Annotated in this window: 16 protein-coding genes; 6 read left to right on the top strand and 10 right to left on the bottom strand. The window is 65.7% G+C overall.

Annotation, left to right across the window (positions count from 1 at the left end):
- Nucleotides 1-34: 34 nt before the first annotated feature.
- From G606_RS0105280 to G606_RS0105290, 3 genes are all read right to left on the bottom strand, one after another.
- Nucleotides 35-754 (bottom strand): methionine ABC transporter permease, encoded by a 720-nt coding sequence (locus G606_RS0105280; RefSeq protein WP_034523743.1) that lies wholly within the window; start codon nucleotides 752-754, stop codon nucleotides 35-37.
- Nucleotides 754-2,019 carry a methionine ABC transporter ATP-binding protein gene (locus G606_RS0105285; protein ID WP_026645072.1) on the bottom strand — a complete coding sequence of 422 codons (1,266 nt, stop codon included), beginning with the start codon at nucleotides 2,017-2,019 and terminating at the stop codon, nucleotides 754-756. Before G606_RS0105285 ends, G606_RS0105280 begins: the two co-directional genes overlap by 1 nt.
- A gap of 155 nt (nucleotides 2,020-2,174) precedes the next feature.
- Nucleotides 2,175-3,203 (bottom strand): MetQ/NlpA family ABC transporter substrate-binding protein, encoded by a 1,029-nt coding sequence (locus G606_RS0105290; RefSeq protein WP_026645073.1) that lies wholly within the window; start codon nucleotides 3,201-3,203, stop codon nucleotides 2,175-2,177.
- 267 nt (nucleotides 3,204-3,470) lie between these two features.
- On the opposite strand from G606_RS0105290, the gene G606_RS0105295 reads away from it, so the two are divergent.
- Both G606_RS0105295 and G606_RS0105300 read left to right on the top strand, forming a co-directional pair.
- Entirely contained in the window at nucleotides 3,471-4,331 is an 861-nt protein-coding gene (locus tag G606_RS0105295) for a Cof-type HAD-IIB family hydrolase (protein WP_081664052.1), read from the top strand.
- A 128-nt stretch (nucleotides 4,332-4,459) separates the two neighbouring features.
- The gene (locus tag G606_RS0105300; protein ID WP_026645075.1) at nucleotides 4,460-4,999 is read left to right on the top strand and encodes a peptidylprolyl isomerase; all 540 of its coding nucleotides are present in this window, start codon (nucleotides 4,460-4,462) and stop codon (nucleotides 4,997-4,999) included.
- 139 nt (nucleotides 5,000-5,138) lie between these two features.
- Here G606_RS0105300 and G606_RS0105305 read toward each other — a convergent pair whose 3' ends face one another.
- From G606_RS0105305 to G606_RS0105315, 3 genes are all read right to left on the bottom strand, one after another.
- The gene (locus G606_RS0105305; protein WP_026645076.1) at nucleotides 5,139-7,478 is read right to left on the bottom strand and encodes a RelA/SpoT family protein; all 2,340 of its coding nucleotides are present in this window, start codon (nucleotides 7,476-7,478) and stop codon (nucleotides 5,139-5,141) included.
- Nucleotides 7,479-7,564: 86 nt separating this feature from the next.
- The gene (dut, locus tag G606_RS0105310; RefSeq protein WP_026645077.1) at nucleotides 7,565-8,035 is read right to left on the bottom strand and encodes a dUTP diphosphatase; all 471 of its coding nucleotides are present in this window, start codon (nucleotides 8,033-8,035) and stop codon (nucleotides 7,565-7,567) included.
- Nucleotides 8,035-8,328 carry a DUF4193 domain-containing protein gene (locus G606_RS0105315; RefSeq protein WP_026645078.1) on the bottom strand — a complete coding sequence of 98 codons (294 nt, stop codon included), beginning with the start codon at nucleotides 8,326-8,328 and terminating at the stop codon, nucleotides 8,035-8,037. The genes dut and G606_RS0105315 overlap by 1 nt, the downstream gene beginning before the upstream one ends.
- Nucleotides 8,329-8,488: 160 nt before the next feature.
- Between G606_RS0105315 and sepH the strand changes: the two genes are divergently transcribed.
- The gene (gene sepH, locus G606_RS0105320; protein WP_026645079.1) at nucleotides 8,489-9,514 is read left to right on the top strand and encodes a septation protein SepH; all 1,026 of its coding nucleotides are present in this window, start codon (nucleotides 8,489-8,491) and stop codon (nucleotides 9,512-9,514) included.
- 192 nt (nucleotides 9,515-9,706) lie between these two features.
- On the opposite strand, the gene G606_RS0105325 is transcribed toward sepH, so the two are convergent.
- Nucleotides 9,707-10,975: an alkaline phosphatase family protein gene (locus G606_RS0105325; RefSeq protein WP_026645080.1), complete on the bottom strand. Its 1,269-nt coding sequence runs from the start codon at nucleotides 10,973-10,975 to the stop codon at nucleotides 9,707-9,709.
- Between the two features lie 303 nt (nucleotides 10,976-11,278).
- Here G606_RS0105325 and G606_RS0105330 point away from each other — a divergent pair, with 303 nt between their 5' ends.
- Nucleotides 11,279-11,977 carry a LytR/AlgR family response regulator transcription factor gene (locus G606_RS0105330; RefSeq protein WP_026645081.1) on the top strand — a complete coding sequence of 233 codons (699 nt, stop codon included), beginning with the start codon at nucleotides 11,279-11,281 and terminating at the stop codon, nucleotides 11,975-11,977.
- Between the two features lie 297 nt (nucleotides 11,978-12,274).
- Nucleotides 12,275-12,466: a hypothetical protein gene (locus tag G606_RS0105335; protein ID WP_026645082.1), complete on the top strand. Its 192-nt coding sequence runs from the start codon at nucleotides 12,275-12,277 to the stop codon at nucleotides 12,464-12,466.
- Nucleotides 12,467-12,501: 35 nt separating this feature from the next.
- On the opposite strand, the gene G606_RS0105340 is transcribed toward G606_RS0105335, so the two are convergent.
- Both G606_RS0105340 and G606_RS0105345 read right to left on the bottom strand, forming a co-directional pair.
- Entirely contained in the window at nucleotides 12,502-13,680 is a 1,179-nt protein-coding gene (locus G606_RS0105340; RefSeq protein WP_026645083.1) for an ABC transporter permease, read from the bottom strand.
- A gap of 53 nt (nucleotides 13,681-13,733) precedes the next feature.
- The gene (locus G606_RS0105345) at nucleotides 13,734-15,653 is read right to left on the bottom strand and encodes an FHA domain-containing protein (protein WP_196800004.1); all 1,920 of its coding nucleotides are present in this window, start codon (nucleotides 15,651-15,653) and stop codon (nucleotides 13,734-13,736) included.
- A gap of 184 nt (nucleotides 15,654-15,837) precedes the next feature.
- On the opposite strand from G606_RS0105345, the gene G606_RS0105350 reads away from it, so the two are divergent.
- The gene (locus tag G606_RS0105350; RefSeq protein WP_026645085.1) at nucleotides 15,838-18,492 is read left to right on the top strand and encodes a DNA gyrase/topoisomerase IV subunit A; all 2,655 of its coding nucleotides are present in this window, start codon (nucleotides 15,838-15,840) and stop codon (nucleotides 18,490-18,492) included.
- A gap of 144 nt (nucleotides 18,493-18,636) precedes the next feature.
- On the opposite strand, the gene G606_RS0105355 is transcribed toward G606_RS0105350, so the two are convergent.
- Nucleotides 18,637-19,596, bottom strand: a complete 960-nt coding sequence (locus G606_RS0105355; protein ID WP_026645086.1) for a GRP family sugar transporter — start codon at nucleotides 19,594-19,596, stop codon at nucleotides 18,637-18,639.
- Between the last annotated feature and the right edge of the window lie 120 nt (nucleotides 19,597-19,716).

The raw sequence follows: 19,716 nt of genomic DNA on the forward strand, positions 1-19,716 counted from the left end.
CTGCTGCGTTTGGCCTTCCCGGCTACGCCGTCGCTCAGCGGCGCAGCAGCCGCTTGGCGATCGCGTTCGCGATGGCCTGCACGACCTGCACGAGCACGATCATGATGATGACGGCCGTCCAGGTGACAGTCTGGTCGAACTTCTGGTAGCCGTACGCGATCGCGAAGTTGCCCAGGCCGCCGCCGCCGATGTAGCCGGCCATCGCGGACATGTCGAGCACGCCGATGAACAGGAACGCGTAGGCGAGGATGAGCGGCGCGAGCGCCTCGGGGATGAGCACGGTGCGGATGATCGTGAACTTCGACGCGCCCATCGCGCGCGCCGCTTCGATGACGCCGTGGTCGACCGGCACGAGGTTCTGCTCGACGAGGCGCGACGTCGCGAAGGTGCACATGATGCACATCGGGAAGATCGCCGCCGTCGTGCCGATTGACGTGCCGACGACCTTGACGGTCAGCGGCTGCATCGCGGCGAGGAAGATGATGAACGGAATCGGACGCACGATGTTGACGAGGATGTCGAGCACGCGATAGACGACGCGGTTCTCGAAGAGGTTGCCCGGGCGCGTGCCGTAGAGGATGACGCCGAGCACGAGGCCGAGCACGCCGCCGATGACGATTGTGATGAGCACCATCTGCAGCGTCTGGACGACCGACTGCGCGAGCAGCGGCTTGAGGACGCTCCAGTCGCTGCGGCTCGCGAGCGTCGCGGCGGGGGCGAATGCGGATGCGGATGCGGATGCGAGGGTGTACATCAGTCACGTTCCTTTCGTGCGGCCTTGCGTTCCCGCGGGGTCGTGGGCGTCATGTCGACGACGTCGTCGTTCTGTTCGATCATTTCGAGATCGTCGTCGAGCGTGGGCGTCGACGTGGCTGTCGCCTCGTCGGGGCCGAGCGCGATGCGGGCGCGTTCGACGGCCGTGTCGTAATCGACCGGATGTGCCTTCGTGCCGAAGTCGACGATGTCGCTGTGGCGGCGCAGGTCGTCGAGGAAGGCGTCGATCCGCGCCTCGTCGCCGGTGAACTCGTAGGTCATCGCGCCGATCGCGATGTCCTGCACGGTGTCGATGCCGCCGTACAGCAGGCCGCTGCTGATGCCGTGGCGGGCGATGAGTTCGGAGATGTCCTGTCCGGAGGCGGGCACGAGCACGTTGCCGTCGGCGTCGACGATGTCGCGCTGACGCACGACGACGGTGACGAGACGTCCCGGCCACTGCTCGCGCATGACGGCGATGCGCGCCGGGTCGGGCAGGCCGTCCATCGCCGTGGCGATGAAGCGCTTCGTGACCGGCTGCTTCGGCGCGGCGAAGACGTCGTAGACATCGCCCTGTTCGACGACGCGGCCGGCGCTCATGACAGCGACGCGGTTGGCGATCTGCTGCACGACGTTCATCTGATGCGTGATGAGCACGATCGTGATGCCGAGCTGACGGTTGACGCGTTCGAGCAGCTGGAGCACCTCGGTCGTCGTCTCCGGGTCGAGCGCGCTCGTCGCCTCGTCGGCAAGCAGGATCTTCGGGTTCGTCGCCAGGGCGCGCGCGATGCCGACGCGCTGCTTCTGGCCGCCCGACAGCTGCGACGGGTACTTGTTCGCATGTTCGGACAGGCCTACGAACTCGAGCAGCTCGCGGACGCGCTTGTCCTGATAGTCCTTGCGCCAATGGTCGAGCTTCAGCGGATAGGCGATGTTCTGCGCGACCGTCTTCTGCGAGAACAGATTGAACTGCTGGAAGATCATGCCGATCTTCTGGCGCACCGGCCGCAGCCTGCCCTCGCCCATATGCGACACGTCGTGGCCCATGACGGTGACGGTGCCGCTCGTCGGCTGCTCGAGCGCGTTGATCATGCGCACAAGCGTCGACTTGCCGGCGCCCGAATAGCCGATGATGCCGAAAATGTCGCCTTCGTCGATGCTCAGCGAGACGTCGTCGACGGCGCGCATCGTCTTCTTCGCGCCGCGCTGCCTGAACTCCTTGACCACATGGTCGAAGACGATGATGGGTTCCTTGCCTTGCGTCATTGTGTCGCCTTTGTCTCCTTGATTTGCCCCGCCTCTCCCCCGTCGCCCGCGCATCGCGCCGAATGCGAGAGAAAGCCGCCGGCCGCCATTGTAGCGGCACGGGCGGCTCATCGTGCGCGTTGCCCCGTGGCGGCGCGCCGTGTGCGGCGAAGGGCTCACTTGCCGCTCGCGCGGATGTCCGATTCGATGTCGGTCAGGTACTTCGCCAGTTCGGTCTGCGAGAACTTGTCTGCGAACACGGCGGTGCCTGCCGACTCCTCCTGCAGCGCGTCGAGCACCGGCTTCGTCTGGTAGATCTCGACGCACTTGCGGTACACGGCGTTGTCCACGTCGTCGGCTCGCACGGCGAAGATGTTGATGTAGGGGCGCGACTCCTCAGATTCTGCGTCGTCATGGTAGATCGCGTCGGTCGGGTCGAGGCCGGCGTCGGCGACGTAGTCGTTGTTGATGACGCCGGCGGACAGGTCGTCGCCGCCCGACTTGAGTGTGTTTGCGATCTGCTCGGCCTTCATCGGCACGACCTTGACCTTCGACTTCGCCTCGTCGATGTCCTGCGGAATCGTGAACGCCGTCCAGTCGCCCTTGAGCGTGACGACGCCGGCGGCCTTGAGCACGCCGATCGCGCGCGCCTGGTTCGTCTCGTCGTTCGGAATCGCGACCGTCGAGCCGGCCGGCAGATCCTTGATGTCGGTGTACTTCGGCTTGCCGTCCTTGTCGAAGGAGGAGTAGACGCCGAGCGGGTAGATCGCCACGCCGCCGAGCGGCTGCAGGTTCTTGTTGTTCTGCACGTTGTAGTTGGCCAGATACAGCAGATGCTGGAACTCGTTCATGTCGAGGTCGCCGGCGTCAAGCGCCGGGTTCTCGCTCGTATAGTCCTGGAAGTCCACGATGTCCACGTAGACGCCCTTCGCCTCGGCCTGCTTCTTGAATTCGATCCACTGCGGATCGGTCGCGCCGACGACGCCGATCTTCACCGGATTGTCCTTCGTGCCCTTCGTCTCGGCGCTCGCGGCCGCCTTCCCGCCGTTGTTCGCGCGGTGGAAGCCGAAGAAGGCGCCCGCCGCCACGAGCAGCACGACGACGACGGCGATGATGATGTTGCGCGCCGTGTGGTTGACGCGCACCGGCTCGTCGGTGTTCAGCTCGGGCGCCTTGCCCGGTTCGTTGGCGTTGTTCTGGCTCATCTCGTTTCCTCTCGTTCCTCTCTCGATGGTTCCTTGGTGTGCGTAGGTCCCGCGTGCGCCCGAACGTGCCCGTCGGCGCCGCGACGTGTTCAAGGATACGACCGCGCGGGACGCGACGGTGCCGTGTCGTTATCGTTTCCTCTTATAAGCGGCGTTCACGCATGGCAACGCCAACGATCGCGCATCCGGCGACGTTGCCGTCTGCGTCCACATGCGACGACGACGGCGACGACAATAACGGCAGCGGCGCACGATAGACTGACCTCCATGACGACGACCACAACCGACTCCGACCGATACGCGAACGACGCAGCCGCCCGCGAGGCGGGGCGCGACGTGCGCGCCGTGTTCTTCGACATCGACGGCACATTGACGAGCTTCACGACGCACGAGGTGCCGCCCTCGACGATCGACGCGCTCGACGCGTTGCGCGCGAAGGGCATCCGCATCTACATCTGCACCGGCCGCTCCCCCGAACAGATGAAAGTCGTGCTCGACGCGCTGCCGATCCGTTTCGACGGCATCGCCGCCGTCAACGGCCAAATCTGCTACAGGAGCGACGGCACGATCGTCGCGGACCGGCCGATCGACGAGGAGGACGTGCGCGTGATCGTCGGCTGGCTCGACCGTCATCCGGACGTCGTCGCCGTGTTCGGCGAACGCGACACCGCATATTTCAACCACGATTCCGCACGGATGCGCGCGATGTGGCAATCGCTGGGCAAGACGGCGCCGAAGCTGCGCTTCATCGACCCGCATACGCGCATCGGCGACCATCGCATCTACCAAATCAGCCCCTATGTGGGCCGCGACGACGAGCATGCGATCGTCGGGGAATGCCGTAATGTGCGCGGCGTGCGCTGGCATCCCGATTTCGTCGACCTCATCCCGGCCTCGGGCGGCAAGGACCGTGGCATCGAAGCGCTGCTGTCCGACGCCGGACTGACGCGCGAACAGTCAATGGCCTTCGGCGACGGCGGCAACGACGTGGACATGCTGCGCTACGCGCATATCGGCGTCGCGATGGGCAACGGCACCGACGACGCGAAGGCGGCCGCCGACTACGTCACGCGAAGCGTTGACGACGACGGCGTCGTGCGTGCTCTGCGGCATTTCGGTGTGCTGTGACGACATCGGCATCATCGATTCAGCAACATCATCGATTCATTGACATCATCGATTCTGCGCGCGGCGCTCCGTTCGCCGTCGGGCGCAGCGTCGTGCGCGAGCGCGGCCGTATGCTACCGTGTCGAGGTATGACCACTATTATCATGCACACCTCCGAAGGTGATATCACGATCGACCTGTTCGACGACAAGACGCCCAAGACCGTCGAGAACTTCCTCGGTCTGGCCACCGGCCAGAAGGCTTGGCGCGACCCGTTCACCGGCGAGCAGTCCAACGAACACTTCTACGACGGCCTGACCTTCCACCGCGTCATCAAGGACTTCATGATCCAGGGCGGCTGCCCGCTCGGCACCGGCACCGGCGGCCCCGGCTACGACTTCGACGACGAGATCGTCCCGACGCTCAAGTTCGACCGCCCCTACCTGCTCGCGATGGCGAACGCCGGCCTCGCCCGCGGCGCCGACGGCAAGCTGCACGGCACGAACGGCTCGCAGTTCTTCATCACGACGGTGCCGACGCCGTGGCTCGACGGCCACCACACGATCTTTGGCGAGGTCGCCGACGAGGCGTCGAAGGCGATCGTCGACAGGATCGACTCCGTCGCGACCGATGCGCGCGATTGCCCGCTCGAGCCGGTCATGATCGAATCGATCGAAGTCAAGGACTGAGGCTTTTCGGCCGCCGAGGCCCCGCGACGACGAACGACGTCGCGACGGCGGCCGGTTTCGTGACGACATAAGCGGACGGGAGGGACACCCCTCCCGTCCGCTTGTCGTTGCTGATGACGTGTCGATGCCGCCCGTGCGCTCAGTGCTGCGCGTCGAGGCCGTCGCGGATGCGGCGCATGCGCGGCTGCGCGGAGTCCTTCGCGCCGGTCAGTCGGTAGACGTCGAAGACGCCGTCGATCTTGCGCACCGCGGACAGCAACGTGTTCAGATGCTGCGGATCGGCCATCTCGAAGCTGAACTGGCTCGTGGCGACGCGGTCCGAGCCGGTCGCGATCGAACCGGACAGGATGTTGACGCCGTGGTCGGAGAGCACGCGCGTCACGTCCGAAAGCAGATGCGGACGGTCGAGCGCCTCGACCTGGATGCGCACCATGAACAGGCCCTTGTCGTTCGTCCACGACACTTCGACGACGCGTTCGGGTTCACGGTGTTTGAGGTTGATCATGTTGAGGCAGTCGACGCGGTGCACCGAGACGCCCTCGTTGCGCGTGATGAAGCCGATGATGCTGTCGCCGGGCACCGGCATACAACATTTGGCGAGCTTGACCCAGATGTCGGTGACTCCCTTGACGGCGATGCCCGGGCCGGAGCCGGCGTGGCGGCGCTTGGGCACGCGCAGCGGCAGCACCTCCTCCTCCGCCTCCTCGGCGACCTCGTCGCTGCCGGCGTCCTTGACCAGATGGGAGATGACGTTCTGTGTCGAGACCTGCCCCTCGCCGATCGCCGCGTAGACCGCTTCGGCGTTCGGCAGGTTGAGGTCGTCGGCCACGCCGACCATCGCCTCCGGCGTCAGCAGCGCGTTGACCGGCAGGTTGCGTTTGCGAATCGCGCGCGTCAGCTCGTCGCGGCCCTCCTCGATCGCCTCGGTGCGCCGCTCCTTGCTGAACCATTGGCGGATCTTGTTGCGGGCCTTCGGGCTTTTGACGAAGCTCAGCCAGTCGCGCGACGGGCCGGCCGTATCCGACTTGCTCGTGAGGACCTCAACGGTGTCGCCGTTCTCGAGCGTCGTGTCGAGCGGGACGAGACGCCCGTTGACGCGCGCGCCCATCGTGCGGTGACCCACCTCGGTGTGCACGGCGTACGCGAAGTCGACCGGCGTGGCGTCCGCCGGCAGCGAGACGATCTTGCCCTTCGGCGTGAACACGTACACTTCGGCCGAACCGAGGTCCTCCTTGAGTGAACCGAGGAACTCGTTCGAATCCGGCGTCTCGCTCGTCCAGTCGGCGAGCTGCTGGATCCATTTGAGGTTGTCGGCCTCCTCGAGCTCCTGCCTGCCGCGTTCGCGGTCCGCCTTGTCCGGCGTGCTTAGCGCGCGTCCGGCCTGCCCGTTCGCCTTGTACTTCCAGTGCGCGGCGATGCCGAACTCGGCGCGCCGGTGCATGTCCCACGTGCGGATCTGGATCTCGACCGGCTTGCCGCCGGGGCCGACGACCGTCGTGTGCAGGCTCTGGTACATGTTGAGCTTCGGCATCGCGATGTAGTCCTTGAACCGGCCCGGCACCGGGCTCCAGCGCGCATGCACGGCGCCGAGCACGGCATAGCAGTCCTGGATTGTGTCGACGATGATGCGCACGCCGACGAGGTCGTAGATGTCGGAGAAATCATGGCCGCGCACGATCATCTTCTGATAGATCGAGAAGTAGTCCTTCGGTCGTCCGGTGACCATCGCGTGGATGTTGAGATCCCCGAGATCCTCGTTGATCTCGGCGATGATCTGCTTGAGGTAGACCTCGCGCTGGCCGGCGCGGTGCGCGACGAGCATGACGATTTCGTTGTAGATCTTCGGGTAGAGGACCTTGAAACTCAGCTCCTCGAGCTCCGTCTTGATCGCGTTCATGCCCAGACGGTTCGCGAGCGGCGCGTAGACGTCGAGCGTCTCGCGCGCCTTGCGTTGCGCGCTCGACGGCTTGACGTAGCGCCAGGTGCGCGCGTTGTGTACGCGGTCGGCGAGCTTGACGACGAGCACGCGCACGTCGCGGCTCATCGCGACGACCATCTTGCGGATCGTCTCCGCCTGCGCCGAGTCGCCGTAGTCCATCTTCGTCAGCTTCGTGACGCCGTCGACGAGCCCGGCCACCGTGTCGCCAAACTCGGCGCGGCATTCCTCGAGCGTGTAGTCGGTGTCCTCGACCGTGTCGTGCAGGAGGCCTGCTGCGACGACGAGCGGACCCATGCCGAGGTCGGCGAGGATCTGCGCGACGGCGAGCGGATGGATGATGTACGGCTCGCCGGATTTGCGCCGCTGCGTCGAATGCTGGAGCACGGCGCGCCGGTAGGCGCGCGAGAGTATCTCCATGTCCTCGTCCGGATGGTGCTGCCGGCAGATGGCCAAGATCGGGGCAAGCGGATCGAGCGGGTTCTCGCTGATTTCGCAGCCGAGCATGTTGGCCGGCTGCATCTCCTCGTCCATGTCCGCCATCGTCCATGCTCCTCTCTCATCCACGCGCCGTCTTCCCACGGGCGTCATTTCATTCTACGCGCGGCACGCCGCCGATCGGCACGCCTCTATGCCCCCGTCGACCCGAAGCCGCGTTCGGCCCGGTCGGATCCGGGCAGCGCCGTGGCCGGCACGAAAGTCGCCTCGACATAACGCTGGATGACGAGCTGTGCGATGCGATCGCCCGCCTCGAAGATGGCCCGTTCGTGGGCGTCGAGGTTGATCAACGGCACCATGATCTCGCCTCGGTATCCGGCGTCGACGGTGCCAGGCGCGTTGAGCACCGTCACGCCTTTGTTCACGGCGAGGCCCGAACGCGGATGCACGAGCGCCACATAGCCTGCCGGCAGCGCGATGCGCACGCCGGTGTGCACGAGCGCCCGTTCGAAAGGTTCGAGCTCCACATGCTCGGTCGTGATCAGGTCGGCGCCGGCGTCCCCGGCGTGCGCGTAGCGCAGTTCGACCGGATGCGCCGGGTCGACCGGGCAGACGAGCACCTCGGTAGATTCGGGTTCGTTGTATGCGGGGTCGAAGCTCATCAGGCCGCACACTCCTTGCACACCGGCTGGCCGTCCGGCGTCGTGTACGCGAGCTGGCTGCGGTGCTTGACGAGGAAGCATTCGGAGCAGATGAACTCGTCGCCCTGCATCGGGATGACGGTCACCGATGCGTCCTCGTTGCTCAAATCGGCGCCGGGCAGCTCGTAGTCCTCGGCGATCGCGTTCTCGTCGTCGTCCATATCGGTCGCGGAGTTCTGCGAGCTCTTGCCGAGCGCCTGCAGCGACTCCTCATCCTCGTCCTTGTTGCGCGGGGAATCATAATCCTGTGCCATAGCGATTCCTTTCATCGATTGATGGCGACTTAATCATTGCGACGCACCATACAATACATGGTTTTCCCCGCATAGGATACACGATGAAGTCGTTACGCAAAATCCGACACGTGGGGCACAATGGAAAGCGTTCACATTCTGGATGAAAGAGGTGTTGGCTATGGCAGGTGACTCCTACCCGGTTGCACGGTTCGACCATGTCACGAAGACCGGCCTGCTGGTGTTCGCCGTGGGCGGCTCCTCCTTCGCCGTGGACATCGACGAGACGCTCGAGCGCGCCCTGCTCGAAGCCAAGCAGATCAAATCGGAACGGCACGTCGAGGAGGCGCCCGCGCAGCAGCGCACGCTGCCGATCTCGCAGATCCAGGCGCTCATCCGCGCCGGCATGGAGCCCGATCAGGTCGCCGAACGCTACGGGCTGAGCCCGATCCTCGTGCGCCGCTTCTCGTCGGCCATCGAATCGGAGAAGAACTACGCGATCGAGCAGTTCCTGCGCGTGCCCGCCCCCAAGGAGTCGCGGATGCGCTCGCTCGGCGATGTCATCGAACGCACCTTCGCCGCGGCGCGCGTGCGGCGCGACGAGGTCGAGTGGAAGGCGACGCGGCGAGGCCTCGAACCGTGGCGCATCACCGCCTCCTTCACATCCGCCGGACACCCGATCCATGCGGAATGGTCATGGAACATGCACGACAATTCGGTCGTGTGCATCAACAACGCCGCGCGCAAGCTCATCGGCGAGACGGATATGACCGCCGCCACGGTGAACGGCGGTGACGACGTGCCCGACGACGCGATCCCCTCGTCGATTTCGTTGCCCGGCGATTCGGCGCGCTCCGCCCGCATCGAGCAGACGGTCGCCGCATGGAGCCAACCCCGCGATACGCCGGCCACGCAGCAGCCGGATATGATGGACCCCGCCGACGCCGCGCCGCCGCAGGCGCAGCAGGCTGAGCAGGCGCAGGCGCAGTCCGCAGCACAGTCCGCGCCGCAGCAGCCTGAGATCTCCCCCGAGCCGCAGCCGTCCGGGACAACTGCCTCCTGCGACGACGCCCAGACGGCTTCTCACACGGACGAACGGCATGCCGACGCGCGCGCCGACGAATCCAAGTCCGACCGCCGCACCGACCGCCACCGTCCCCCGGTCCCCAGCTGGGATGAGATCATGTTTGGCAAGCCGAAGGCGTAGCCAAACCAGACAACACTGCTGGCAAGCCGAAGGCGTAGCCGAAGGCGTAGCCGAAGGCGTAGCCGAAGGCGTAGCCGAAATCAGACAACACGCCCTCATGCGGTATCCGCTGTAGCCACATCGACGATCTGATCTGCGCAGATCAGATCGTCCGCGCAAATCAGATTGTCGATGCAGACGATGTCCTCATGTTCAGGTCATGTCGACGATGCACGGAATGTCCATTTCGAGCATCGTCTGCGAGCCGTGCACGCCCGGCATCGCCATCGCGAGCTCGGTCTGCGTGCGCGAATCGACGATCGTCACATCGTCGGCGGCTTCGACGACGATGTCGCCGAGCACCTGCCGCGTCTCCTCGCTCACCGGGCCATAGAATCCCGCGTCGATCGCCTCGTCCTTCGTTCGCACCCACGCGAGCCCGTCGAGCCGTGCACGCCAGCGTGCGGCGAGCGCATCGACGTCGGCGCCGTCGTCCGCGTACACCATGACCGAACGCGGTTCGCCGCCGAACATGCGCACGCCGTCGAGTAGCTGCGGCTCGGCGGCGACGTCGATCTGTCGTTCGGGGTCGATCGCAACCATGCCGTGGTCGGCGACGACGACGATCACGGTGCCACGCGGCGCGAGCCTGCGCAGCGTCTCCAGTTGGCCGTCGATCCTCTCGAGCGTCGTCGTCCACTGTTCGGACCGCCATCCTTCGGCGTGTCCGGTCTTGTCGACGTCGCGCAGGTACAGGTAGGTCAGTCCCGGCTCCTTCGCGCTGTCGGCGGCCGCGCGGATGCGGTCGAGCGGATTGTCCTTGCCGATGTAGTGCGCGCCGCGCAGCGCCGCGCGCGTCAGCGGCGACGCCATGAACCGCGTCAGGCTGACGCTTGTGACGCGCACCTCCTGCGCCGCGAGTTTCTCGAACACCGTCTCGACGCGCTGCAGATCCTCGGGATGCGGCGCGCCGCGGAACTGAATAAGCTGGCAGATCTCATCGGTCAGCGGGTTGCGCTGCGTGTATCCGGTCATCGACGTCAGCCCCGGGCAGGTGCCGGTGCCGAAGGTCGCCATCGCGGCCGTCGTCGTGCTCGGCGAGCAGGTGCAGATCGGCCGGTCGTTTACCGCGTCGTGCAGCAATGCGCGCAGATACGGCGCGTGGCCGAGGCTCATCTTGAGGTTCCAGAAGCCCAGGCCGTCGACGAGCACGACGATCGCGCTGCGCGCCTGGGGGATGCCGAGCGCTGATGCGAGCGCCGCGGGCTCCTCATGCACGGCTGTCGTCGTCGGTACGCCGATCGCCGCGCTCAGCGCCGGCAGCACCGACGACAGGTGCAGCGCTCCCCCGCGCGGCGCCGTATCGGCCGGCGTGAACGGCGCCGGCACGTCACAGCGGCGCGCCGTGTCGATCGTGTCCCCGTACTGCGCGGTCGGCACGAATCGCAACAGGGTCGTCATATCCGGAACGTCAATGCTCATGGCTCCCATTCAACCGCGCTTGTCGGACGCGGTGTGTGTGCGGCGGTCGGGACGGCCGCGCCGCCGTCCGCCCGTAGCAGCAGTACATGACCACATTGAATGTATGATGTAAGAAACGTACGGGTTCATGTCATAATCGTCATGTGGAATCATGACGATACATGCGCGGGGGACGTCATTTCTGACACGGCGTCGGGAACTTATGACGTCGAGGCATATCAGGCATATCCGGCGTTGTATAACGATTTCCGCTTATCGGTGCTAGTGGAGAAAGCTGGTGGGCACGAGCAGGAAAGGGAAATCATGTACCGTATCGCGATTGTGGATGACGACGCCGAGCAATGCGCCGGCCTGCACGACATGCTCCGGGAACTCATTCCCGCGGAACTCGACTGCAGGATCGACATGTACGCCAGTCTGGGCGAACTCGACGGGCAGCAGGTGGACATCGTCTTCGCCGACATCTGTCTGGGCGACGGGGAGAACGGCATCGAAGAGGTGATGCAGATGTTCGCCGACCGTCCCTGCGTGCAGGTGATCTACGTGACCGGGCACGTCGAATACTGCTCGGTCGTCTACGACACGCGGCACATCGGCTTCCTGCTCAAACCGGTCAGGCGTCAGGAGCTCTCCGACACGTTCCGCCGCGCGCTGAACCGGTTGCGCGACCTGCGCGAGCAGCCCTGCGCCGTGCGCTTCAACAATACCTCCTACGTCGTCAGGCCAGCGCAGGTCATGTATGTGGAGAGCAAGCTGCGCGTGGCCGTCTTCCACGGCGAGAACAACGGCACTGTGCGCACGTACATGAAGCTGTCCGACGTCGCCGAACGCCTGCCGTCGCGCTTCCACCGCTGCCATTCGAGCTATCTGGTGAACTTCGACTTCGTCAACGCGATCACGAAAAGCGATTTCGTACTGACCGACGGCACACATGTGCCGATCAGCCATCTCCGACCTCATCGATACCACGCTCCGCTCTCTGCCGTTCGTCACAATCAGTAGGGTCCACGATGACCCTGTCGGCATCCACATTGCCAACACGACGGTCGCACATGTCGAGAGAAGTGAGAAATGGTCGACTACCCGTAAGAAAAAACACATCTCCGCTTCTCGGCAATCATCGTCTCGATACGGCATCCTATATGCCGAAGTACGATGTGCGACAAAGCGCAGATGCACAATCGACCACAGAGCACAATCGGCCATGACGACACCGGCATCGAGGCATCTGAATAACGCATCAGATCTATGCCGCTCATATCACTGCACATGCACAATCAGCCTGCGAAGGACGACATAATGAAGATATCGGAAGAAGAACCTCAGCACCAGAGCTCGTCGGCAAGCGGCATGAACGCATACGACGAGAATGCCGAATCAACACGCATCATCCGAATCGCCGATCTTTCCCGGCTCTTCGAGAAACGGAACAAGGAATACCACGCCGACGAGGAACCATTCGGAAACGCCGTGGGCACGGAATCGTTGTAGTCATCGACGATGCCGCAGCCTCCACGCCCGTCCCCTCACTCCCTACCGAGGTTGTTCGTGTTCTTGAAGCGGTGGACGAGTATGTCGGCGACAATGAAGAGCGCGACCGCCGTGCATCCGAGGATGATCCACGCCTTCGCGATGTGCCAGTCGTTGTAGAGGTAGTCGTCGCTGTATTTGAAGCCGCCGCCGTCGAGCATCTCGTCCTTCATGCCGGCAGGGCAGTAGGACAGGTCGTCGGGAAGCTTCGGCTTCGCGGCCGCGAGCGCCGACGGGTCGGCGGCCGCGGCCGCGTCGGGATTCGCGGCGCCCGCCGCGTCTCCCAATGCGGACGGGTCGACGCCGTCCGCTCCCCCGCTTGCCGATGCGGACGGGTCGTCGGTGGGCAACGAGGCGTCGCCGGATGTGGACGGCGAAGGCGAGGCGGACGGATTGGCGGCCGCGTCGGTCGGTGCCACGTTCGCCTGTGTGCCGCCGCCCGTCGCCCCGCCGGACGACGAGTTCTCGTCCTGCTCCGACGGGTCCTTGAGCGGCAGGCAGTTGAGGTCGCTCGTCGTGCCGAGCGCCTCCATGCCCCAGCGGCTGATCATGCCGTACGAGATTTTGTTGAGGATGCCCTTGAGTTCGAAGAGCATGCCGCAGAACACGAGTTCGACGATGAGGATGTACGGCGTGACCGACGTCGCCGTCTCGGCGCTTTTCATCAATGTGGAGACGACCATGCCGAGCGCGTCGGAGGCGTAGAACAACAGCAGGAATGTGATGTAGTACTCCCAGTAGATGCCGCCGGGGCCGCCGATCAGCGCGCCCGAGGATGGCGGCCGCGCGTCGTAGACGAGCGCGATGCCGGGGAAGCACAGGCACAGCACGGCGCTTTGGAACGCGCACAGCAGGAACTGCACGATCGCGTTTGCGAGCGTGAACGCGACCGGGTAGAGTCCGGCGGCGAGGTCGGCCTGCAGCACGGTGCGCTGCTTGACGACGACCTGCACCGAGTTGAACAGGCCGCCCCAGATGCAGGTGCACATGAGCAGGAACGCGACCGATTTCGTCGCCGTCTGCAGATGGTAGACGTTGTCTCCTGCGACGGCGATGACGATCGCGACGCCCGCGATCGGGAACATCATCATGATGACGAGGCTTTTGCCTCCGCGGAACAGTAGTTTGAACGCGACGTCCAAACAGCTCGCGAACTGCCTGAGCACCATCTTCATCGTTGCACTCCCCTTGCTTTCGTTCTCCCGCGCGTACGCTCACGCCGCGCGCGTCACCTGCCGAGCGGCGGCTGCGGCGCGAGCCCCGGCACCTCGTATGGCTGGAAGGTGATATGGTCGGGATCGCTGATCTGGTCGTTGAGGTTCTTGAACATCTCGCGGAAGTCCTTCGCGCCGCCGAAGTGCCTAAGGGCGTCGGCGGGCGTGCCGGCGAACGCGAGGCGTCCGGGATTGTGCATCCCCGGGTCCTTCGCGCGTGGCGCGGCGACGACGATGACCTCGTCGAACATGTCGAGCATGTCGATCTCGTGGATGACCATGATGATCGACAGCACGCGTTCCGAACCGTCCTCGCCGGCCGTGCGCCGCATGTCGCGCGGCGGGTGGACGATGTCGCGCAGCTTCGTGAACAGCTTGTCCTTGTCGATGTAGCTCAGGCCGGCGTCGGGTTCGTCGAGGCACAGCACCGGCTTGTAGCCGACGAGTTCGCGTGCGACGCTCACGCGGCGCTTCTGGCCGCCGGAGAGCTTCTTGATCGGCGAATCCTTCAATGCGTAGATGTCGAGCTTGCGCAACACCGAGTCGACCTGCTCCTTGATCTCGGCGCGCGACGAATCCTCGGCCATGCGCAGCTTCGCCGACGAGTAGATCTCCTCGAAGACGGTGAGCTCCTGCAGGAACACGTTGCTCTGCTGCACGTAGCCGATCATCGGCCCGAGGTTCTTGTAGTGGGCGCGCAGGTCCTCCTGGTTCTTGTAGCGCGTGTGCCCGTTGTACAGCGAGTCCTTGCCGGACAGGCAGTTGAGCAGCAGCGTCTTGCCGGCGCCCGACGTGCCGATGATCGCGACGAGGCTGTGCTGCGGGATCTGGAAATGGATGTCCTTGAGCAGCGTCTTCGGATGCCTGCCGCCGACCGTCTTGTCGTCGATCTGCACGTCGAGCATGACGGGCTGCGCGATCTGCGCGGCCGTCGGCTGCACGGCCGTGCTCGGCGCCGGCGATGCCGGACGCTTGCCGAGCGCCGTCGTGATCGGCGCAGGCATCGCCAAAGGTCCCGTCGCGGCGGCCGGCGCGGGCACGGCGATCGACGGCATGGGCGTCGGCTGCGCGGCCGCTCGCACGCCGGCGCCGACGCGCTGGTCGTAAACGATCGTGCCTTTCGTGAAATAGAAGCGGCAGTCGCCGATCGCGATGACGTCCTTCTCCTGCAGCACATGCGCGCCGCGCAGCGGACGGCCGTCGATATAGGTGCCGATGCGGCTTTTGATGTCGCGGATCACGTATTGCCCGCGCACGAAGTCGATGCGCGCGTGCCTGCGCGAGACATAGGGCACGTTCTGCACGATCGTGTCCGGCGCGGCGGCGCGGCCGATGTACGTCGTGCGCCCCTCCTGCCGTGGCAGCGGGTACGAACGCCACAGGCCGAGGTTCTGGTCGACGGTGAAGATGATGATGACGCCCTGCGCATCGGGATTGCCCAGATCGCCGTCGATGCGGATGAGGTCGCCGTCGGCGAGCGGATAGCGCGCGTCCGGCTGCAGTCTGCGTCCGTTGATGTAGGTCGGGTTCGTCGTCTGGCGCGACTGGTAGTGCCAGCGGCCGTCGACGAGCACGAAGGCGCCGTGGTTCGCGCTGACGATGCTCGAATGCACACGCAGCGTCGGTACTCCCGGATCTTGACTCATCGCGCGCCCGAACGCCCAGACCTCGTGGCCGGCAAGCGGGTAGACGCTCGCGTTGCCATCCTCGATGATGACGACGGTTTCGGGACCGAAATGGCCGCCTCCGAAGAACGTGCGCGTCTGGTCGGCGGCGGCGCGCGGCGGCTGCTGCGGACGCGGCGCCGCGACGCGAGGCTGCGGCACGCCCTGTGACTGGCGAGGCGCCGGCATCGAACGGTTCACGCCGGCCTGCGGCGGGCGCACGGGATTCGGCGGCGCCGGACGCTGCGGCGGCATGGGGGTACCTGACATCTTCGGTTTCCTTCCGCTGCAGGATGCTCTCTGCGCGGGCATGTCCCTTCGCTGCACGCTCATGCATGGCGCACGTCCGCACCGCCCAGTGTAGCGACAGCCGCCGATGCGCGGACGCCGCCGCGCAGCCATCCGCCCGCTTGCTAGAATGGTACGGTTCTCAAGTCATATGGAGGAAGTCAGCATGGTTTCGCGTCGCAAGCCGCCAGCAGCGGCCTATGATCCGCGCACGGTCAAGGAACACATCGTCGAGACGCCGCTCGGCGAGGAGATGAGCAAATCCTTCCTCGAATACGCCTATTCGGTCATCTACGCCCGCGCGCTGCCCGACGCGCGCGACGGCCTCAAGCCGGTGCAACGACGCATCGTCTACCAGATGGGCGAGATGAACCTGCTGCCGACGCGCCCGTACATGAAGTCGGCGCGCGTCGTCGGCGAGGTCATGGGCAAGCTGCACCCGCACGGCGATTCGGCGATCTACGAGGCGATGGTGCGCCTTGCGCAGCCCTTCGCGATGCGGCTGCCGCTCGTCGACGGCCACGGCAACTTCGGTTCGCTCGACGACGGCCCGGCGGCCTCCCGATACACGGAGGCGCGTCTGGCGCCGGCCGCGCTCGGCATGAACGCCGGACTCGACGAGGACACCGTCGACTTCACGCCGAACTACGACAACAAGCTCAAGGAACCCGAGGTGCTGCCCGCGGCGATCCCGAACCTGCTCGTCAACGGCGCTTCCGGCATCGCCGTCGGCATGGCCACGAACATGGCGACGCACAACCTCGGCGAGGTCGTCGCCGCCGCCAAGCACGTCATGCGCCATCCCGAGGCCACGCTCGACGAGCTGATGGACTACCTGCCCGGTCCGGACTGGCCGGGCGGCGGCATCGTCATCGGCCGCGACGGCATCCGCGAGGCCTACGAAAGCGGACGCGGCTCGCTGACGACGCGTTCGGCGACGCACATCGAGAACGTCACGGCGCGCAAGAAGGCGATCGTCGTCACCGAGCTGCCGTACATGGTCGGCCCCGAACGCGTGCTCGAACGCATCTCGGAAGGCGTCAAGAACCACAAGCTCGAAGGCATCTCAAACGCGATCGATCTGACGGACCGGCACAACGGCACGCGCATCGTCATCGAACTCAAGACCGGCTTCGACCCGGACGCCGTGCTCTCGCAGCTGTTCAAGCACACGCCGCTGCAGGAGAACTTCACAATCAACAATGTCGCGCTCGTCGATGGTCGTCCACACACGATGGGGCTGCGCGAGATGCTCGACGTGTGGATTGGGCATCGGCGCGGCGTCATCCGCCGGCGCAGCGAATACCGCAGGCGCAAGGCGCTCGAACGACTGCACCTCGTCGAGGGTCTGCTGCTCGCACTCGTCGACATCGACGAGGTCATCCAGGTCATCCGCTCGTCCGACGACGCGGACGCGGCGAAGACGAAGCTCATCGCCGTCTTCGACCTCGACGATGTGCAGGCGCAGTACATCCTCGACCTTCGTCTGCGCAGGCTCACGAAGATGAGCCGCATCGAGCTCGAGGCCGAACGCGACGAGCTGCGCGGCAGGATCGACGAACTCGAGGCGATCCTCGCGTCCGACGCGGCCCTCGACGAGGTCGTCGAACGCGAGATGGACGAGACCGTCGCCGCCTACGGCACGCCGCGGCGCACCGTGCTGCTCGACGTGGACGCCGACGGCAGGCTCACGCCGGTCACGGCGCGCGACGCTGACGGCACGCTCAACGAGTTCGCGCTCAATGCGGCGCGCCACGTCGAGCAGGTCTCCGAGGCCGCGGCGGACGTGGCGGCCGCGCGCAAGGGCGACGCGGCGAGCGCGCTACAGATTGAGGACGAGCCGTGCGTCGTCGCGCTGAGCGCGGCCGGACGCATCGCGCGCCTCGACCCGTCGGCGGCTGAGGTCTGGGCGGCGCGCACGCCATCGGATGTGACGGACGGCGACATGTGCATTACGTCGATGATCACGACGAGCACGCGCGCCGACTACGGCATCGTCACGTCGGCGGGACGCTTCGTGCTCGCCCACGCCGTCGAGCTGCCGCATATCACCGCGACCGCGCCGCTCGACCTGTCCGCAGGCATCGACGCGCGCGAACTCGTGTCGTCGACGGCCAGCACGGAGCCGGTCGACGGCGAACGCGTCATCGCCGTCGTCGCACCGCTGAAGGACGGCGAGGACGCCGCGCCGCTCGCGCTGGGCACGCGCGGCGGCGTCGTCAAACGGTGGAACAGGGAGTCGCCGACGACGATGGATTCGTGGGGCGTCATCGATCTCAAGGACGGCGACGAGCTGCTCGCGGCGCGCGAGGCGCCGGACGGCAGCCGGCTCGTCTTCGTCTCGACTGATTCGTCGCTGCTCACCTTCGACGCCAAACAGGTGCGTCCGCAGGGGCGTACAGCGGGCGGCATGGCGGGCATCCGTCTCGCTGAAGGCTGCGAGGTGCTCGCCTTCGCCGTCGTGCACGAGGACGAACTGGCGTGGACGGCCGAGGAGACGCGCGAGGACGGCACGACGTCGCCGGCGCACGGCGCGGTCGTGCTCACGGTGGCCGGCGACGGCGCATCGCTGCTGGGCACCGACACCGGATCGGCGAAGGTCTCGCCGCTCGCGCTGTATCCGACGAAGGGGCGCGGCACCGGCGGCGTGCGTTCGCAGCGGTTCCTCAAGGGACAGAACACGCTGATCCGCGCGTATGTGGACGCGTGGCCGCTCGTCGCGTGCACCGAATCGGGACACATGGTCGCACTGCCCGCCCCGGATATGCGTCGCGACGGCTCCGGCAGCGAACTGCCCGCCCCGATCGGTTACGTCGCATAAGACACCCGATGCGTTCACGGACGGGCGTCGCCGCGAACGCATCGGTCAGATGATGCACCCGAACCGTTCGCGGACGGTCGTCCTCGCGAACGGTTCGGGTGCATCATGCATATGCCGCGTTCGCGGACTTCGCGTGCGCCGGCCTCAGGTCGTCGTATAGAGGCCCATCAGGACGGCGCCGGCGACAATGAGCAACGTGCCGAGCAGGATCGCGACCATCTGGCGTTTCGTCTTGTGTTCGTGCAGCACGACGATGCCGCCGTAGGTGGAGACAATGACGCCGAGCTGCGAGAACGTCGTCGCGATCGCCTGTCCGACGTGCGGGTTCGCCGCAGACACGAAGATGAGCATGTTGCCGACCGCCCACAGCAGGCCGGTGATGATGTTGAACGCCGTCTTGCGGTGCAGGATGAGCGTGCGGTCGCGTTCGACGAAGTTGACGATCGCGAGCGCCGTGATGATCTGCCCGATCGACTGCGGCAGGATGACGGCGGTCATGTAATAGAGTCCGTCGCCGCTCGGCGCATCGTAGATGGCGTCGGAGATGAATCCGGTATGGTGCAGCAGGTTCGGGAAGATGAAGTACAGCATGAAGCCGATCGTCGAGAACAGCAGCGCGCCCAGACCGAAACGCATGTCCTTCGCGCTGATCCGGCGCGCGTCAGCGGCCGAGTCCTTCGCCGAGCACAGCACGGCGCCGGATGTGACGAGGATGATCGCGATGACACCGATGATCCAGACGTTGAGCGTGCGCCACTGGCCGAGCACGATCGCGGCGAGCAGCGCGTTGCCGACGACCTGTCCGGCCGTCGAAATCGGCATCGCCATCGAGACGCCCAACGGCTTGAGCGCGGAGAACTGGCCGAAGGAGCCGATCGTCCAGAAGACGCCCGAGCACAGGCCTACGAGCCAGATCCTGGGATTGAATGCGAAGGCCAGTCCGGCGTTCGGCACCGTGTAGCACACCGAGACGAGCACGGCGAATATGACAGCGCCGATCGTCGTGCCCAGTGTTCCCTGACTCGGCTTGCCGTCGATTTTCGCCGTGATGACGCTGTTCGATCCGAGGAACAGCGCCGGCAGCAGCGCGATGAGCATGTCCATGCGAAAGACGCCCTCCCTTGCCTTTCCGTGTGCGAGTGTCCGTCGTCGCGAATCCACGAACGCCACGGCGGCGCGCGGGGGCGCCGTCCGCCGTATATCGGGACGAACGGCGGCACGACG

The organism is Bifidobacterium sp. AGR2158 (assembly GCF_000424225.1).
GTDB classification, from domain to species: Bacteria; Actinomycetota; Actinomycetes; order Actinomycetales; family Bifidobacteriaceae; genus Bifidobacterium; species Bifidobacterium anseris.

Excerpts from the sequence above, each read along its gene's own strand:
- G606_RS0105280 (WP_034523743.1), bottom strand. The coding sequence starts at position 754 with ATGTACACCCTCGCATCCGCATCCGCATCCGCATTCGCCCCCGCCGCG.
- G606_RS0105285 (WP_026645072.1), bottom strand. The coding sequence starts at position 2,019 with ATGACGCAAGGCAAGGAACCCATCATCGTCTTCGACCATGTGGTCAAG.
- G606_RS0105290 (WP_026645073.1), bottom strand. The coding sequence starts at position 3,203 with ATGAGCCAGAACAACGCCAACGAACCGGGCAAGGCGCCCGAGCTGAAC.
- G606_RS0105295 (WP_081664052.1), top strand. The coding sequence starts at position 3,471 with ATGACGACGACCACAACCGACTCCGACCGATACGCGAACGACGCAGCC.
- G606_RS0105300 (WP_026645075.1), top strand. The coding sequence starts at position 4,460 with ATGACCACTATTATCATGCACACCTCCGAAGGTGATATCACGATCGAC.
- G606_RS0105305 (WP_026645076.1), bottom strand. The coding sequence starts at position 7,478 with ATGGCGGACATGGACGAGGAGATGCAGCCGGCCAACATGCTCGGCTGC.
- dut (WP_026645077.1), bottom strand. The coding sequence starts at position 8,035 with ATGAGCTTCGACCCCGCATACAACGAACCCGAATCTACCGAGGTGCTC.
- G606_RS0105315 (WP_026645078.1), bottom strand. The coding sequence starts at position 8,328 with ATGGCACAGGATTATGATTCCCCGCGCAACAAGGACGAGGATGAGGAG.
- sepH (WP_026645079.1), top strand. The coding sequence starts at position 8,489 with ATGGCAGGTGACTCCTACCCGGTTGCACGGTTCGACCATGTCACGAAG.
- G606_RS0105325 (WP_026645080.1), bottom strand. The coding sequence starts at position 10,975 with ATGAGCATTGACGTTCCGGATATGACGACCCTGTTGCGATTCGTGCCG.
- G606_RS0105330 (WP_026645081.1), top strand. The coding sequence starts at position 11,279 with ATGTACCGTATCGCGATTGTGGATGACGACGCCGAGCAATGCGCCGGC.
- G606_RS0105335 (WP_026645082.1), top strand. The coding sequence starts at position 12,275 with ATGAAGATATCGGAAGAAGAACCTCAGCACCAGAGCTCGTCGGCAAGC.
- G606_RS0105340 (WP_026645083.1), bottom strand. The coding sequence starts at position 13,680 with ATGAAGATGGTGCTCAGGCAGTTCGCGAGCTGTTTGGACGTCGCGTTC.
- G606_RS0105345 (WP_196800004.1), bottom strand. The coding sequence starts at position 15,653 with ATGTCAGGTACCCCCATGCCGCCGCAGCGTCCGGCGCCGCCGAATCCC.
- G606_RS0105350 (WP_026645085.1), top strand. The coding sequence starts at position 15,838 with ATGGTTTCGCGTCGCAAGCCGCCAGCAGCGGCCTATGATCCGCGCACG.
- G606_RS0105355 (WP_026645086.1), bottom strand. The coding sequence starts at position 19,596 with ATGGACATGCTCATCGCGCTGCTGCCGGCGCTGTTCCTCGGATCGAAC.